Origin of the sequence: Phenylobacterium sp. (assembly GCF_037968635.1) — a bacterium.
GTDB lineage: Bacteria > Pseudomonadota > Alphaproteobacteria > Caulobacterales > Caulobacteraceae > Phenylobacterium.
In genome coordinates this window covers 1-15,071 of sequence record NZ_JBBKVV010000141.1, presented here as the reverse complement: position 1 = coordinate 15,071, position 15,071 = coordinate 1, and the positions used below count along the sequence as shown (strand labels likewise).

Annotated in this window: 12 protein-coding genes; 6 read left to right on the top strand and 6 right to left on the bottom strand. The window is 67.7% G+C overall.

Annotated features, from left to right (window positions below; genetic code table 11):
• Positions 1 to 46 precede the first annotated feature (46 nt).
• Positions 47 to 1,552, bottom strand: a complete 1,506-nt coding sequence (locus tag AAC997_RS16660; RefSeq protein ID WP_340646827.1) for a VWA domain-containing protein — start codon at positions 1,550 to 1,552, stop codon at positions 47 to 49.
• Between the two features lie 559 nt (positions 1,553 to 2,111).
• On the opposite strand from AAC997_RS16660, the gene AAC997_RS16655 reads away from it, so the two are divergent.
• Positions 2,112 to 3,518: a tetratricopeptide repeat protein gene (locus AAC997_RS16655; protein ID WP_340646826.1), complete on the top strand. Its 1,407-nt coding sequence runs from the start codon at positions 2,112 to 2,114 to the stop codon at positions 3,516 to 3,518.
• On the top strand, positions 3,515 to 4,984 hold the full coding sequence (locus tag AAC997_RS16650) for a hypothetical protein (RefSeq protein WP_340646825.1): 1,470 nt from the start codon (positions 3,515 to 3,517) through the stop codon (positions 4,982 to 4,984). Before AAC997_RS16655 ends, AAC997_RS16650 begins: the two co-directional genes overlap by 4 nt.
• Here AAC997_RS16650 and AAC997_RS16645 read toward each other — a convergent pair.
• The gene (locus tag AAC997_RS16645) at positions 4,978 to 6,552 is read right to left on the bottom strand and encodes an amidase (protein ID WP_340646824.1); all 1,575 of its coding nucleotides are present in this window, start codon (positions 6,550 to 6,552) and stop codon (positions 4,978 to 4,980) included. The genes AAC997_RS16650 and AAC997_RS16645 overlap by 7 nt on opposite strands.
• A gap of 156 nt (positions 6,553 to 6,708) precedes the next feature.
• Positions 6,709 to 6,891 (bottom strand): CsbD family protein, encoded by a 183-nt coding sequence (locus AAC997_RS16640; RefSeq protein ID WP_340646823.1) that lies wholly within the window; start codon positions 6,889 to 6,891, stop codon positions 6,709 to 6,711.
• Positions 6,892 to 7,164: 273 nt separating this feature from the next.
• Between AAC997_RS16640 and ettA the strand changes: the two genes are divergently transcribed.
• Entirely contained in the window at positions 7,165 to 8,832 is a 1,668-nt protein-coding gene (ettA, locus tag AAC997_RS16635) for an energy-dependent translational throttle protein EttA (protein WP_340646822.1), read from the top strand.
• A 3-nt stretch (positions 8,833 to 8,835) separates the two neighbouring features.
• On the opposite strand, the gene ygiD is transcribed toward ettA, so the two are convergent.
• The 3 genes from ygiD to AAC997_RS16620 all read right to left on the bottom strand — a co-directional run bounded on the left by ygiD (position 8,836) and on the right by AAC997_RS16620 (position 12,337).
• Positions 8,836 to 9,609 carry a 4,5-DOPA dioxygenase extradiol gene (gene ygiD / locus AAC997_RS16630; protein WP_340646821.1) on the bottom strand — a complete coding sequence of 258 codons (774 nt, stop codon included), beginning with the start codon at positions 9,607 to 9,609 and terminating at the stop codon, positions 8,836 to 8,838.
• 75 nt (positions 9,610 to 9,684) lie between these two features.
• Positions 9,685 to 11,208: an aldehyde dehydrogenase family protein gene (locus AAC997_RS16625; RefSeq protein WP_340646820.1), complete on the bottom strand. Its 1,524-nt coding sequence runs from the start codon at positions 11,206 to 11,208 to the stop codon at positions 9,685 to 9,687.
• Between the two features lie 10 nt (positions 11,209 to 11,218).
• The gene (locus AAC997_RS16620; protein WP_340646819.1) at positions 11,219 to 12,337 is read right to left on the bottom strand and encodes a saccharopine dehydrogenase family protein; all 1,119 of its coding nucleotides are present in this window, start codon (positions 12,335 to 12,337) and stop codon (positions 11,219 to 11,221) included.
• 92 nt (positions 12,338 to 12,429) lie between these two features.
• On the opposite strand from AAC997_RS16620, the gene AAC997_RS16615 reads away from it, so the two are divergent.
• The 3 genes from AAC997_RS16615 to AAC997_RS16605 form a co-directional block, all read left to right on the top strand.
• Positions 12,430 to 12,882 (top strand): Lrp/AsnC family transcriptional regulator, encoded by a 453-nt coding sequence (locus AAC997_RS16615; protein ID WP_340646818.1) that lies wholly within the window; start codon positions 12,430 to 12,432, stop codon positions 12,880 to 12,882.
• A gap of 74 nt (positions 12,883 to 12,956) precedes the next feature.
• Entirely contained in the window at positions 12,957 to 14,300 is a 1,344-nt protein-coding gene (locus tag AAC997_RS16610; protein ID WP_340646817.1) for a cytochrome P450, read from the top strand.
• Between the two features lie 463 nt (positions 14,301 to 14,763).
• On the top strand, positions 14,764 to 15,071 hold a 308-nt coding region (locus tag AAC997_RS16605; RefSeq protein ID WP_340646816.1), incomplete at its 3' end, for a metalloregulator ArsR/SmtB family transcription factor.

The window sequence follows — 15,071 nt, the reverse complement described above, 5'->3', positions numbered from 1 at the left end:
GTTGCGACCGCGCCCTGAGTTGAGGAAAGACCTCGGTCTTGCTGTTCTAATTCCTGGATTCGTTGACGGTTTTCGTCTCTCCAGCGGCGCGGGTGAGTTGCACGAACTCCGCCCGAAGACCGTAGGGGTCGGCCCCGCGGGCGCTCTGGGCGAGGTCGCCGACCGCCTTCCAGCCGAAGTTCGGCGAGAGCCAGGGATCGCCGCGCAGCTTCTGGCCGAAGCCGGCGACGGCCAGGGCCCAGCGGGTAGGCTCAGGCGCCTGCTCGATACGGACATAGGTGTCGGCCGCACCGATAGGCCGCTCGATCAGCTTGGAGACCTGACCGCCCGGCAGCTTGTAGCGCACCTTCAAGAAGGCGATCTCGCCGCTGGTCGCCGGAGCCCGCGCGGCCGACGCCCCATAGCGCAGCGGATCACTGGAGGGCCTGCCGCCCACGGGTGTCACCTCATAGAGGGCGGTGACCGAGGTCCCCGAGCCGACTTCGCCCGCGTCGACCTGATCGTTGTTGAAGTCCTCGCGGTTCAGCAGACGGGTCTCGTAGCCGATCAATCGGTACTCGCTGACCGCCCTGGGATTGAACTCCACCTGAATCTTGACGTCGTCGGCGATTGGGAAGAGCGAGCCGGAGAAGTCGTCGCGGAAGCTTTTGCGCGCCTCGTTCAGGGTGTCGATGTAGCCGGCGGTCCCGTTGCCATTCTGAGCCAGGGCCTGCATCAGGGTGTCGTTGTAGTTGCCCTCGCCCAGGCCATAGACCGAGAGATAGACCCCGGTCTTGCGTTTGGCGGCCACGAAGTCCGTAAGCTTCGACGGATCGGCGACGCCGACATTGAAGTCGCCGTCGGTCATCAGGATCACCCGGTTGACCGCCTTGGCGTCAAAGTTCTGCACCGCCAAGTCATAGGCCAGGGCCAGGCCCCGGCCGCCGGCCGTGGAGCCGCCGGATTCCAGGGCGCCGAGGGCGCAGCGCATCTTCAGTTTCTCGCGGCCGCTGGTGGGCGCCAGGACTGCGCCGGCCGATCCGGCATAGGCCACGATGGAGACCCGATCCTGGGGCCGGAGTTGGTCCACCAGCAGGCTCAGCGCCTTTCGGGCCAGCGGCAGCTTGTTCTCGGCCGACATGGAACCGGAGGTGTCGATCAGGAACACCAGGTTCAGGGGCGGCTGCTGGGCGCGGGGAATGTCGTAGCCCTGCAGGCCGATGTGGACGATCTGGCGGCCGGCGGACCAGGGTGACGGAGCCACCGCCACGAAGGGCTTGAACGGAACCTGGGCGTCGGTGGGTCGGGCGTAGCCGTAGTCGAAATAGTTGATCAGCTCCTCGACCCGGACCGCGTCGCGGGGCGGGCTCTGACCGTCATTCAGGAAGCGACGGACATTGGCGTAGGCCGCGGTGTCGACGTCTACCGAGAAGGTGGAGACAGGTTCCTGCGCCGTCTGCTTGATGGGGTTGGCCTGGGCGTGGGGATAGCGCTCGGTGTTGACGTCGCCGGGCATGGGGCCGGGCATGTAGGGCGTGGCCCGCGCCCCGCCCGTCACCACCATCTCCTGCATCGGCGCGGCCTTGGGGGCGGAGTATGACGGCGCTGGCGGCGGCGGCGGAGGGGGCGTCCTCATCGCCATCGCGGGCGGAGGGTAGCCTCCGACCCGGCCCCGGCGGCCATAGGAGACACGCCGATCGTCGGCTTTCGGGAAGCCCAGGGCCTCGCAGGCGGTGGCCGTGGGCGTCCCATCCCGAATCGCGGACGCCGCCATCAGCGTGGCGGGCGCGGCGCCCGATGCCGCAACTGTAAGCAAGCAAAGCGAGAGGCGACTTAAGTTCCGTGCAGCGGCCATCGTTCTCAGTGCTCCGAATAAGTCCCTCAAGGCGCAGCTTGGCGCGCCATCTGAGGCGAAAACGCGACGAACAAGGGGCTTGGAGGAGGCGGCGTTGTTCACTCGCCATTCAGGCGAGTCTTCAGACTTTCAAAGTTCACCGGCGCAAGCTTGACAGGGGATGGGGGCCGGACGCTAGTGAACAGTTCAACTATGGTTAACGCTTAAGGGGGAGCGCATGGCCATTTTCCATGAAGCAGCCCTCGGCGCGCGTCGTCTCGTTCGGAGGGGCCTCACATTGGCGGTCCTTGCCGCCATTATTCCGCTGAGTGGCGGCTGCCAGCCCAAGGATGGCAACGGCGGCGGTGGCGGCGGCGTAGGTCGCGTGTCCGTCGGCGGTCCGGCTTGTCCGCGCCCGCAGGCCTCGATCGGGGTGCAGCCGCAGTTCAATGCCCAGGAACAGGAGGTTCGCGCCCTGAGGCGTCAGGGATTCCAGGGTGATTTCTTCGCCCAGATCGACCTGGCTCGTCGGTATTCCGGCCGCGACGCCCAGGAAAAGAACCTCGCCGATCCGGTGGAGTCCGCCGTCTGGTACGAGATGGCTCTGTCCAACCCCGACGGCTATGCGCCGATCATCGCCCGCGTCGACTCCAGGAAGGGCAACCGCGGCGGGGCCGGCAACAAGCTCAACGACTGCCGCGCCGCCGAGCGCCGGGGCGCCTATCTGAGCCTCGACCGGATGCTGGACCGCATGAGCTCCGACGAGCGCCAGCAGGTCCGCGACCGGGTGATCTATGTGCTGTCCAGCCAGGGGGCTGCGGGCTTCCGCACTCTTGCGCGCCTGCATGATTCCGCCTTTGGACCGTTCGGCGATCCGACCGAGGGCTCGCCCGTTGATCCGCGAGACCTGAACCAGGTCAAGCCGCCCGCGGCGGCGACCTTGTTCACTCGCAACGATGTCGATGTCTATCTGTACAACTACCTGGCTGCCCAAGCCGGCGATGTGGCCGGTTATGTGATGCTGAAGGACTTCGAGAAGTCATCGCTGGAGCGTGCCTCGCTCGGGTCCGACGCGGAGGCCAAGGCGCGGCGCTGGGTGCCGCCCTACGAATTCTATCCAGCCCTGGCGCCTGACTCAGGCGTGCCCCATTCCGACGAGGCCTCGACCCTGGGCGAGGCCGAGGGCGTGGCTCTGGCCCGCGTCGACGAACTGCCCTTCCAGCACATCGGGACGGCGCTGGCCTATCTGCGGGTGGTCCCGCAGCCGGTGAACTCCATCAAGCAGCTGTCACCTGGCGACATCCAGACCTTCCAGGCCATGCTGGGCCGACCGACGACGGGAGTGTTCACCTCCCTGGAGAAGGTGAGGGCGATCCAGTACGCGGCGGTAAACGGCTCAGCCCGTTCGCAACTGGCGCTGGCGGTCATGTACGCCGAGGGCGTGGGCGTGGCGCGGGACTACGCGCGCGCCTTCCACTGGTTCGCCGAGGCCGACAAGCAGGGCAGCCCTGAGGCCAAGTACGCCATGTCGACCTATTTCTCGCTGGGGGTCTCCGGCGTCGCCGACCAGGACAAGGCCTCGGCGGTCTCCTACCAGATCGATGGGGCGCTGGCGGGCTTCAAGCCGTCCGCCCAGCGCCTGCGCGAAGTCCTGGCCCAGGTGGCGCGCACGCCGCGTCGACCCACAGAAGGAAATTACCGGTGATCGCAAAAGCCCTTCGCCGACTGGCGGGCCTAGGCGCCGCCGTCGCCTGCGTCATGACCTTCGGCCTGGTGGGTGAGGCCCAAGCCCTGCCTGACGCCAAGATCGACCAGCAGATCCGTCCGAATTTCGGCATGCTGCTGGCCCCGCCTTTGCGCCACACCTATCGCCCGGGCGCCTGGAAGCCTCGGCGCGGGAACGGCGGCGGCTATGGTCCGGGTCCCAGCTATCCGGGTGGCGTGCGCCGTCCGCTTTATCTGGACTCCATCACCGTCGACTGCGCCGACAACGGCGGCGGGTCGCAGTTGGCGGACGCCATCTACAACCTGGCCGACAACGGCGTGCTCTATATCCGCTCGCGCGGTGGTGTCTGCCGCGAAACCCTTGAAATCGACCACCCTGTGATCATTGCCGGTGAGGGCCCACCGGCCTTCGGCAACGCCGGCTCCAGCGTCGCCAAACTCAGCCCGCCCAACGGCTCACCCTGTATCCGCATCGCGCCGGGGGTGAAGGGCGTGGAAATCCGCGACCTGGTGATCGACGCCAGCCAGGGCGGTCGCAGCGCCTGCATTGAGGCGCAGGACGCCGACGTGGCGCTGATCCGCTCCTTCGTTCGCTATCAAGGCGACGCCTCGGCGATCTTCGTCCAGGGCGGCAGTTTGATCATGCGCAACAGCGTGGTGGAGGCGCGAACCAATGACGCCGCCATTCTCGCCGACGGCGCAAAGGTGGACATCCAACAGTCCAAGATCAGCGCCGATGTGCGCGGCCTGGATATCACTCCGGCGCCTGGCCAGAGCCAACTGGTGCAGGTGGGGGTGATCTCGCCCGGGCCCGGCCTTCCGGGTTCCACTGCCGTCACGGTGCGCGACCAGCGTAGCGGGGCCGGCAGTCTGCTGATCGCCAACAGCGTGATCCGCAACTGGGTCACCGGGGTCTACGTCGATCGTGGCGCCGAGGTCGAACTGCTCCACAACCGTATCATTCGCGTGCGCCGTGGCGTGCTGTCGGACTATGGCAAGGTCCGGGTGCGTCGGAACGCCATCGCCGCTGACGAGTACGGGGCCTATTTCTCCGGCGGTCGGCCCGAGGTGGGGGGCAACCGCTTCATCGGCGCGGGCATGAGCTATGAGCGCGGTGTTGAGCCGATCACCGAGCCCAACTATGTCTATTCGTCACAGGGCTGCGCCTATCGTATGCCGCCAGGGGCCTATTGCCGGCCGATGAGCGAAGTTCCTCGCGCGATCACCGACGAGACCGGCTTCGATTTCTCGAGCCGTTATGGCTGGGAAGTGGACGGTTATGAGCGAGGCTTCCAGCGGGATGGCATGCCGCAGCCGCGCGCCTATGTGCCGCCTCCGCCGCCTCGCCGTCCGATATTCCGCCACCGGCCCGCGCCGCCGCAGCCCAGCTATCCGCAAGGCGGCTATTCCGGCGGCCCGCCGCTGATGGGTTCCTCCGGCTACTGACCGTCGAACGCCGGCGAAGTGTTGATCGAGGCTGGGAAGGTCGGCGCGCGCCGGACCTTGGTCGCCTGTTCGAAGGCGTAGCCCAGGGAGAGCAGTCGGGCCTCCGACCAGGCCGTCCCGATGAAGGACAGCCCTACCGGCAGGCCCTCGACATAGCCCATGGGGACGGTCAGATGCGGATAGCCCGCCACCGCCGGCAGGCTTGAGGGCGAGCCCATCCACTTGCTCCCATTGACTCGATCGACGACCGAGGCCGGGCCGCCGCTCTGCGCCACCAGCACCTCCACCTTGGCGTCCGCCAGCAGGCGGTCGACACCCTCGGGCCCGGCCAATCGCTTCGCGTCGGCCTTGGCCTTCAGATAGGCCGGGTCGTCAAGGCCGGGCGCGCCCTGCGCCGCGACGAAGATCTCCTGACCAAACAGCACGGTCTCGCGCGGTTCGGCGGCGTTGAAGGCGATCAGATCGGCCAGGTTGCGGCTCTTCACCTGGTCCGGCGAGGTGGAGGCCAGATAGGCGTTCACCCCGGCCTTGAACTCGACTCGCAGAACCATCTCCTCAAGGTCCTCGATGACCTTGCCGTCGGGCGGCGTCACCTCCACCAGCACGGCGCCGGCGGCCTTGAGGGCGGCCAAGGCTTGTTCGAAGACAACGTCGGTCTGGGGCGAGCGACCGACGGTTGTACGCATCACCCCGATCCGGGCGCCGTTCAGGGCCTGGGCGTCCAAGGCCTTCAGGTAGTCTGTCTTGTGGCTGTCGGCGCTTGCCGTCGCCGGATCGGCGGGATCGGAGCCGGCGATGGCGGTCAGGATTGCGGCCGCGTCGGCGACGTTCCTGGTCATGGGGCCGGCGGTGTCCTGGCTCCCCGAGATCGGCACGATGTGGGTGCGGGACACCAGACCCACGGTGGGCTTGAGGCCGACGATGCCGTTCATCGTCGCCGGGCAGGTGATGGACCCGTCGGTCTCGGTGCCGATGGCCGCCACGGCCAGGCCAGCCGCCACCGCCGCGCCGGAGCCCGCGCTGGAGCCACAGGCGCTGCGGTCGAGGGCATAGGGGTTGCGCACCAGGCCGCCGATGGCGCTCCAGCCGCTGATCGACCGGGAAGACCGGTAGTTGGCCCATTCCGACAGGTTGGTTTTGCCCAGGATTACCGCGCCGGCCTCGGTAAGCCGCTTCACCAGCGGGGCGTCGCGACGGGTGATGTTGTTCTTCAGGGCCAGGGAGCCGGCGGTGGTGGCGGTCCCGTCAGCGGACTCGATGTTGTCCTTCAGCAAGATAGGCAGGCCGTGCAGCGGACCGCGGACCTTGCCGGCCTCCCGCTCGGCATCGAGCTTGCGCGCGTCGGCCAAGGCGTGGGGATTGAGCACGATGATGCTGTTGAGCTTCGGCCCCTTGCGGTCGAGGGCCGCAATGCGCGCGAGGTAGGCCTTGGTCAGGCTTTCCGAGCTGGCCGACCCCCTCGCCATCGCCTGGCCCAGATCCACGACCCCGCCGAAGGCCGGGTCGTCCGCCGCGTTGGCCGCGCCCGCCGCCGCCAAGCCCGCAATCAACCCTGCCGCCCGTTTCATGCTCAGCCTCACGTTTGACGGCATTGGAGGGCGCCGGGTCGCCAATGACCAGACGTGACGAGGGCCGCGCCCGTACCGAGCGCGGCCCTGCCTTTTATTCCACCGATCCTGGGGGGAGGAGAGGGGCGGAACTTGTCTAACAGATGGGTTGTCGACCTAGTTCTTCAAGGCGTCGCGGGCGGCGTCCTTGAGGTTGCCGACACCCTTTTGAAGCTTGCCGGCGGCGCGTTCACCGACGCCCTCGGCCTCCAGGCGTTCGTTGCCCGTGAGCTTGCCGGCAGCTTCCTTGATGGAACCGGAAGCGTCTTTAGCGGCGCCCTTGGCGATGTCCTTGTGCATGGCGATCTCCTGAATGAATGCGGCGGGCGGGGGAGCACCCGTCGTCTTTCTCTACGCATAGGCCCGGGGGATTGTTCCGTCAGGGATTGCGAGTGCGCTCCACGCGACTGTCGACGGCCGACGGTGTCGTCCAGCGGGGGTCGCCCCGCCCCTTTTACGCCCGATAAGCCGCGCCGTCGGCGGTTGGCGCCGCGCCGACATTGCGCAACACGGCCCCGACCGCTATCTCCGCACCCGAATTCCCCTCTTTCGAATAGCGAGCGCGGACGCCCCATGGCGCAGCAGTACATTTATCAGATGCAGGGCCTGACCAAGGCCTTCCCCGGCGGCAAGAAGGTGTTCGAGAACATCTGGCTGTCGTTCTATTCCGACGCCAAGATCGGCGTGGTCGGGGTCAACGGCTCGGGCAAGTCGACCCTGCTGAAGATCATCGCCGGGGTGGACAAGGAGTTCAACGGCGAGGCCAAGGCCGCCGATGGCGTCAAGATGGGCTACCTTGAGCAGGAGCCGCACCTCGACGAGCAGCTCAATGTCTGGGGCAACATCATCTCGTGGTGCGAAGAGAAGAAGATCTTCGACCGCTACAACGAGGTCGCCGCCAAGCTGGGCGAGGACTACACCGACGAGCTGATGGAGGAGATGACCGCTCTCCAGGAGAAGATCGACGCCGCCGACATCTGGGATATCGATTCCAAGATCGAGATGGCCGCCGACGCCCTGCGCTGCCCGCCCAACGACTGGTCGGTGGACAATCTGTCGGGCGGTGAGAAACGCCGCATCGCGTTGGCCCGCCTGCTGCTCAGCAAGCCCGACATGCTGCTGCTGGACGAACCCACCAACCACCTGGACGCCGAGTCCGTCGCCTGGCTGCAGCACCACCTGGAGGCTTTCCCAGGCTGCGTCATCCTGGTGACCCACGACCGCTACTTCCTGGACCAGGTGACCAAGTGGACCCTGGAGCTCGATCGCGGCAAGGGTCTGCCCTATGAGGGCAACTATTCCGGCTGGCTCGAACAGAAGACCAAGCGGATCGTCCAGGAGCAGTCGGAGTCCGAGGCCCGTCAGCGCGCCATGACCCGCGAACTGGAATGGGTGCGCTCGGGCGCCAAGGCCCGCCAGGCCAAGTCCAAGGCCCGTCTGGCGGCCTATGACGAGATGGTTCGCGAGCAGGAAACCTCGCGTCTGGCCCAGACCACCGCCACCATCCAGATTCCGCCCGGCCCGCGCCTGGGCAATGTGGTGCTCGAGGTCGAGAACCTGGAGAAGGCCTATGGCGACAAGGTGCTGTTCAAGGACCTGACCTTCAAGCTGCCGCCCAACGGCATCGTCGGTGTGATCGGTCCCAACGGGGCCGGCAAGTCGACCCTGTTCAAGCTGATAACCGGCCAGGAAACCCCGGACGCCGGGACCTTCCGGGTCGGCGAGACCGTGAAGCTGGCCTATGTCGACCAGAGCCGGGACGCGCTCGATCCCACCAAGACCGTCTGGCAGGAAATCTCTGGGGGCCTGGACGTCCTGGCCGTGGGCAAGCGCGAGATCAACACTCGCTCCTATGTGGGCTCGTTCAACTTCCGCGGCGGCGACCAGCAGAAGAAGGTCGGCCAGCTGTCGGGCGGGGAGCGCAACCGCGTCCACCTGGCCAAGACGCTGACCACCGGCGGCAACCTCATCCTGCTCGATGAGCCCACCAACGACCTGGACATCGAGACCCTGCAGAACCTCGAAGAGGCCCTGGAGGAGTTCGCCGGCTGCGCCGTGATCATCTCCCACGATCGCTGGTTCCTCGACCGTCTGGCCACCCACATCCTGGCCTTCGAGGGTGACAGCCACGTGGAATGGTTCGAGGGCAACTTCGAAGCCTATGAGGACGACAAGAAGCGCCGTCTGGGCGCCGACAGCCTCATCCCCCACCGCCTGAAGTTCCAGAAGTTCGCGCGGTAGGCGCTAGCCGATGCGGGCGCCCAGCATGCTGATGCTGCCCAGGTCGATGTGGTCGTTGAAGAGGCTGACCGCCTCGCCGGGCTGGCTCGCGCCCAGAACGTAGAGCAGCGGCAGGTAGTGCTCGTCGACCGCCATGCGGGCCGCGGGGCCAAGGCCGGCGGGATCGATCAGGGCGGCGTGGTCGCCGGCTGACAGCCGATCGCGCACGGCGTCGTGGAAATGTTGGGCCCAGGCCAGCGGGGCCGCATTCTCGGCGCGGACGGCGGCGCGCAGGTTATGCACCACGTCGCCGGAGCCGAGGATCAGCACGCCCTCGTCGCGCAGGGGCGCCAGGCGCTTGCCCCTGTCGTAGTGGGCGGGCAGGGGGTGGCTCAGGTCCATGGCCAGTTGCACGACGGGGACGTCGGCGTCCGGATACATGTGGGCCAGGACCGACCAGGTCCCATGGTCCAATCCCCAGTCCTGGTCGGCGCGCACGGCCATCGGCGCCAGAAGTTCGGCCGTGCGGGCCGCCAGGCTGGCGTCCCCCGGCGCGGGGTACTGCATGTCGAACAGCGGCTGGGGGAAGCCACCGAAGTCGTGGATGGTCTTGGGGGCGGCCATGGCGGTGACCGCCGTCTCGTCCAGGCGCCAGTGGGCGGAGATCGCCAGGATCGCCTTGGGTCGCGGCAAGCTGGCGGCGACATCGCGCCAGACCTGCGCGTTGGGACCACCCAGCGCATTCATTGGCGAACCGTGGCCGACGAAGACCACGGGCATGCGGGAGGAGGTGCTCATGGCCTCCATATGGCCCGGGCCTTCGTCGCACCCAAGGGCGACTTCCGAAACACAGCGTCGCCCCGGGGGGAACGCCTAGACGTCGAATTTCACGCCCTGGGCCAGGGGCAGGTCGCGGCTGTAGTTGAGGGTGTTGGTGGCCCGTCGCATGTAAGCCTTCCAGCTGTCGGAGCCCGCCTCACGGCCACCGCCGGTCTCCTTCTCGCCGCCGAAGGCGCCCCCGATTTCGGCGCCCGAGGGGCCGATATTGACGTTGGCGATGCCGCAGTCGGAGCCGATATCGCTGATGAAAAGCTCGGTCTCCCGCACATCGTTGGAGAAGATCGCCGAGGCCAGGCCCGCCGCCGTGGCGTTCTGCAGGGCGATGGCGTCGGCGAGGTCGCGGTAGCGCACGACGTAGAGGATGGGGGCGAAGGTCTCGCGGAGCATGGGGCCGGTCTGGCTCGTCATCTCCACCAGGGCGGGGCGGACATAGACGCCGGGGCGATCGACCCGCTGGCCGCCATGGACGGTCCCGCCGGCGGCCTGGGCCTCGGTCAGCGCGGTCGTCATGCCATCATAGGCCGCCTCGTCGATCAGGGGCCCCAGCAGGGTTCCGGCCTCGCGCGGGTCTCCCACCGGCACTGAGGCGTAGGCGACCTTCAGGCGGCCCACGAGGGCGTCGGCGACATCCTCGTGGACGAACAGGCGGCGCAGGGTGGTGCAGCGCTGGCCGGCCGTGCCCATCGCGGAAAAGGCGATGCCACGCAGGGCCAGCTCGAGGTCAGCAGACGGGGCGACGATCGCGGCGTTGTTTCCTCCCAACTCCAGGATGGCGCGGGCGAAGCGGGCGGCCAGGACCGGGGCCACGGCGCGGCCCATCGCCGTGGATCCCGTGGCCGAGAGGATGGCCACCTTGGGATGGGCCACCAGGGCCGCACCGACCTCGGCCCCGCCCTGAATCACCTGCGAAAGGTGGGCCGGCGCGTCGCCGAAGCGGGCCGCGGCCTTCTCGAAGACGGCCTGAACGCCCTGGGCTGTCAGGGGTGTCTTCTCGGAGGGCTTCCAGACGACGGGGTCGCCGCAGACCAGGGCCAGCGCCGCGTTCCAGCACCAGACGGCGACCGGGAAGTTGAAGGCCGAGATGACGCCGCAGACGCCGAGCGGGTGCCAGGTCTCCATCATGCGATGGCCGGGCCGCTCGGTGGCGATGGTGAGGCCGTGCAGCTGGCGCGACAGGCCGACCGCGAAGTCGCAGATGTCGATCATCTCCTGGACCTCGCCCAGGCCCTCGGAGGTGACCTTCCCGGCTTCCAGGGCCACGAGGCGGCCGAGGTGTTCCTTAGCCAGCCGCAGCTCTTCGCCGAACAGCCGGACCAGCTCGCCGCGCCGGGGGGCGGGGATCTTGCGCCAGTCGAGGAAGGCCAGGTGCGCGCGCTCGACGGCGTCGTCCACCTGCGCCGGGGTCGTGGCGCGCAGGGTCGCGATGAGCTCGCCATTGATGGGCGAGCGGGCCGGGACGCCGGCGCCCTCCAGGGCGGCGAGGTCGACACCAAGGGCGGTCAGTGTGGCCCGGACGTCGTCGCGGACGGCGGGCAGGGGGCGGGCGTGGGCGTTCATGGCGGGCTCCTCAGGCGACGGCGGCGACCGGCGGCTGAGCCACGGTGTCACTCGGCTGGCGATAAGCCTTGCCGAAGCGGTTGGAAAGCACGTCGGCGAGGGCGATTTCCTCCTGGCGGACATAGCCCTGTTGCGGCAGGCGTCCCGCCGCGAGCAAGTCCAGCACCGTGCAGATGGCGGCCGCGGTGGTGACCTGGATGGCGCTCCAGAAGCCCTGCCCATGGTGTTCGCCCAGGACCTTGCCGGCGTAGCTCTCCTGCATCAGGCGGCCACCCCGCCACCCCGAGGCGGTGACGAAGAACACCACCACGTCCTGCTCGGTGCCCGGCACCGCGCCCTCCAGGACATCCTTCAGCAGGTCCCGGCGATGGCGCAGGTTGAGGTCGTTGAGCAGGGTGCGCATCAGGCTGCAATGGCCCGGATAGCGGACCGATTTGTAGTTCAGATTCTTGGCCTTACCGGCCAGAACCTCAGCTAGGGAGCCCAGGCCTCCGGAGGTGTTGAAGGCCTCGTAGGCGACGCCGTCGAGGCTGAAGGTCTCCAGACCCTCCAGGGCCGGGACCTCCCGCAGTTCGCCGTCCACCAGGGCCTCGCAGGGCTCGCAGTACTCGTTGATCACCCCTTCGGTGGACCAGGTGAGATTGTAGCCCAGGCTGTTGGAGGGATAGCGGGGCAGGGCGCCGACGCGCAGGCGCAGCTCCTCGACCTGGTCGAAGCCGCGGGCCAGGTCGGCGGCGGCGATGGAGATGAAGCCGGGGGCCAGGCCGCACTGGGGGATGAAGGCGCTCCTGGCGTTCGCCGCCAGGGCCTTGACCGTCCTGGTGGTGGCGACGTCCTCGGTGAGGTCGAGGTAGTGGCAGCCGACCCTCGCGGCGGCCTCGGCCACGGCGCCGGTGAGGTGGAAGGGGGCGGCCGACAGGACGGCGAAGGCGCCGGTCAGGACGGCGTCCAGGGCGCCCTCGTCGGTGACGTCCAGCACACATGGTGACAGCCGCGGATGGAGGACAAGGCCTTTCAGCGCGCTCGCCGACCGATCGACAACGGTCACCGCGTAGTCGCCGCTCTCCACCAGCATCTGGGCGATGACCGCGCCGATCTTGCCGCCGCCGATGACCACGATCCTGCGCATGGGCTCTCTCCCTCTGAAGTGCTTGACGGTGGGGTGAATTTGGCGCGATTTGAACAGACAGAGCGTCGGATATGTGGAGTCAGTTGGGCAATATGACCAGTTCGGCCGACGATATGAAGCTGGACGCGCGGGACCTGGCCCTGGTCCGGTTGCTGGAGACCGACTCCCGGCTGCCCACCTCGACGCTGGCAAAACGGCTCGGCGTGTCGCGCACGACGGTGCAGACCCGTATTGACCGTTTAGTGACCGCCGAGGTGATCGCGGGGTTCACCATCCGCCTGGGAAAACCCTTGGAATCCCGCATCGTACGGGGACATGTTCTGGTGACCGCCGCACCCAAGGCCGCCCGACATATCGAGGCGTCCCTGCGCGCCATGCCCCAGGTGGAGGCGCTGCACTCGGTGTCGGGCCCCTTCGACATGATCGTCCAGGTGGCCGCGTCCTCCATCGAGGAGCTGGACCAGGTGCTGGACGACATCGGCCTGATCGACGGGGTGGAGCGCACGACGTCGTCGATCATCCTGTCGACAAGAATCCGCAGGTGACGTTCGGCGGCGTTTGCCTTGCGTAGCGTCACGAGGCGTAGGGAGATTCCAGGTAGGAAACCGGAGACGCCACCATGCTTCTGATCAGCGACACCGTGGAGGTCGGCGGCGCCAAGGGCCCGGCCAACAAGCCGGTCTATCCCGCCAGCCCCGTCGAGCTCTGGAACCCGGAGGCCTTCACCAAGGGCCCGCCGATGGGCGCCTTCGCGCAAATGCGCAAAGCCTCGCCGATCGCCTGGATGTCCGAGCCCGAGGACCGGCCAGGCTTCTGGGCCGTGACCCGGCATGAGGACGTCATGCGGGTGAACAGCGACTACGAGACCTTCTCCTCCCAGCGCGGCGGCATCCTGATGAGCCACCAGCGTTCGGACATGCAGTTGGCCCGCGCCAGCCTGGACGCCATGATCAACATGGACGCGCCGATGCACATGCAGCTGCGCCGCGAGCACATGCCCTATTTCACGCCGGCCTATCTGCGCGGCCTGACCGACCGGGTGGAGGGCGAGGTGACCCGCCTGCTTGACGCCATGGCCAAGCAGGGCCGCGTTGATCTGGTCCAGGCGATGTCGGCCCACCTGCCGCTGTTCACCCTGTGCGAGATCCTCGGCGTGCCGGTAGAAGATCGGCCCAAGTTCCTGACCTGGATGCACTTCCTGGAATTGGCAAACTCCTTCGCCGCCGAGCGCAGCGGCGGCAGCGGCGGGCTGGAGAGCGCCGCCGCGGAGGCGCCGCCGGAGATGCAGGCCTTCCTCGACGCCTTCAAGAACGCCATCCAGGAGATGTTCGACTACGGCCGACACATGCTGCACAAGCGCCGCCTGGAACCGCAAGCCGACTTGATGAGCGCCATCGCCAAGGCCCAGGTCGACGGCGACCTGCTGGCCGACGAGTACCTCGACGGCTCCTGGCTGCTGATCGTGTTCGCGGGCAATGACACCACCCGCAACACCATCTCAGGCTCGATGCAGCTGCTGAGCGACTTCCCCGACGAGAAGGCCAAGCTGATCGCCCGGCCCGAGCTGATGCCCGGCGCGGTGAACGAGTTCATCCGCATGATCAGCCCGGTGATCTACATGCGTCGCACCGCCACCCGCGACGTGGAGGTGTCGGGCCAGATGATCGCCGAGGGGGAGAAGGTGATCATGTACTACGGCTCGGCCAACCGCGACGCCGCGGTGTTCGCCGGCCCCGACCGCCTGGACGTGACCCGCGCCAACGCCGACAAGCACATCGCCTTCGGCTACGGCCCCCACACCTGCATCGGCAAGCGCGTGGCGCAGCTGCAGCTGGAGGCGGTCTATCGTCAGATGCTGGGGCGGTTCCCCGACATCCATCAGTCGGGCCCGATGGACGTGGCGCCGAACAACTTCGTCTACGCGATCCGGAGCATGCCGGTGGCGTTCACGCCGGAGGGGTAGGGGCTCGCCCGTCGGCGCAGGGGGAGAGGATGGGGCCTCCGCGCAGCGGAGGTCTTCTCCCGCCTCGCGAGCATCGTGGCCGCAAGACTTGGAACCACGAACCACACGAACCACACGAACGGTCGGCGGGACCAGCGGGCTCTGCAATTTCATACAGTGGCACCGTAATTCCACCAGTAGTCCCCCCTCACCCTACCGTCTCCACCACATGGACGAGGGTTTTGAGTGATGACCTTAGATCCTCCCCCAGGCGCGCAGCGCCGATGTGGGGGAGGTGGCCCGGACCGCTGGTCCGGGACGAAGGGGGATCGCCGTAGGCGACACCTACCGCCTGAAAACAAGAGTCAAAGTCCCCCTCAGGCGCTTCGCGCCAGCTCCCCCAGGAGGGGAGCATCACAGTTCATTTAACCGAATGGTTGACGTTCCGCGTCGCGCGCTGTAATTCAACCAAATGGTTGAGCTAATGCCCGAGCGGCTCGACGCCGTGTTTCATGCCCTGGCCGATCCGACGCGGCGGGCGATGCTGCGCAGTCTGGCCGACGAGGAGAAGAGCGTCGGCGATCTGGCGGCGCCTTTCGCCATGTCGCTGGCCGCGGCGTCGAAGCACATCAAGGCCCTGGAGCGGGCGGGCCTGGTGGGCCGGACCGTGCGGGGCCGCACCCATCTCTGCCGCCTGGAGCCCGCGCCAATGGCCGGCGCCCATGACTGGCTAGCTTTCTATCAGCGCTTCTGGACCAGCCGCCTCGACGTGCTGGAGGGGCTGCTGCGCCA

Coding starts and splice junctions, on each gene's coding strand:
- AAC997_RS16615 (WP_340646818.1), top strand. CDS start 12,430: ATGACCAGTTCGGCCGACGATATGAAGCTGGACGCGCGGGACCTGGCC.
- AAC997_RS16610 (WP_340646817.1), top strand. CDS start 12,957: ATGCTTCTGATCAGCGACACCGTGGAGGTCGGCGGCGCCAAGGGCCCG.
- AAC997_RS16660 (WP_340646827.1), bottom strand. CDS start 1,552: ATGCAGGAGATGGTGGTGACGGGCGGGGCGCGGGCCACGCCCTACATG.
- AAC997_RS16640 (WP_340646823.1), bottom strand. CDS start 6,891: ATGCACAAGGACATCGCCAAGGGCGCCGCTAAAGACGCTTCCGGTTCC.
- ettA (WP_340646822.1), top strand. CDS start 7,165: ATGGCGCAGCAGTACATTTATCAGATGCAGGGCCTGACCAAGGCCTTC.
- AAC997_RS16645 (WP_340646824.1), bottom strand. CDS start 6,552: ATGAAACGGGCGGCAGGGTTGATTGCGGGCTTGGCGGCGGCGGGCGCG.
- AAC997_RS16620 (WP_340646819.1), bottom strand. CDS start 12,337: ATGCGCAGGATCGTGGTCATCGGCGGCGGCAAGATCGGCGCGGTCATC.
- ygiD (WP_340646821.1), bottom strand. CDS start 9,609: ATGAGCACCTCCTCCCGCATGCCCGTGGTCTTCGTCGGCCACGGTTCG.
- AAC997_RS16625 (WP_340646820.1), bottom strand. CDS start 11,208: ATGAACGCCCACGCCCGCCCCCTGCCCGCCGTCCGCGACGACGTCCGG.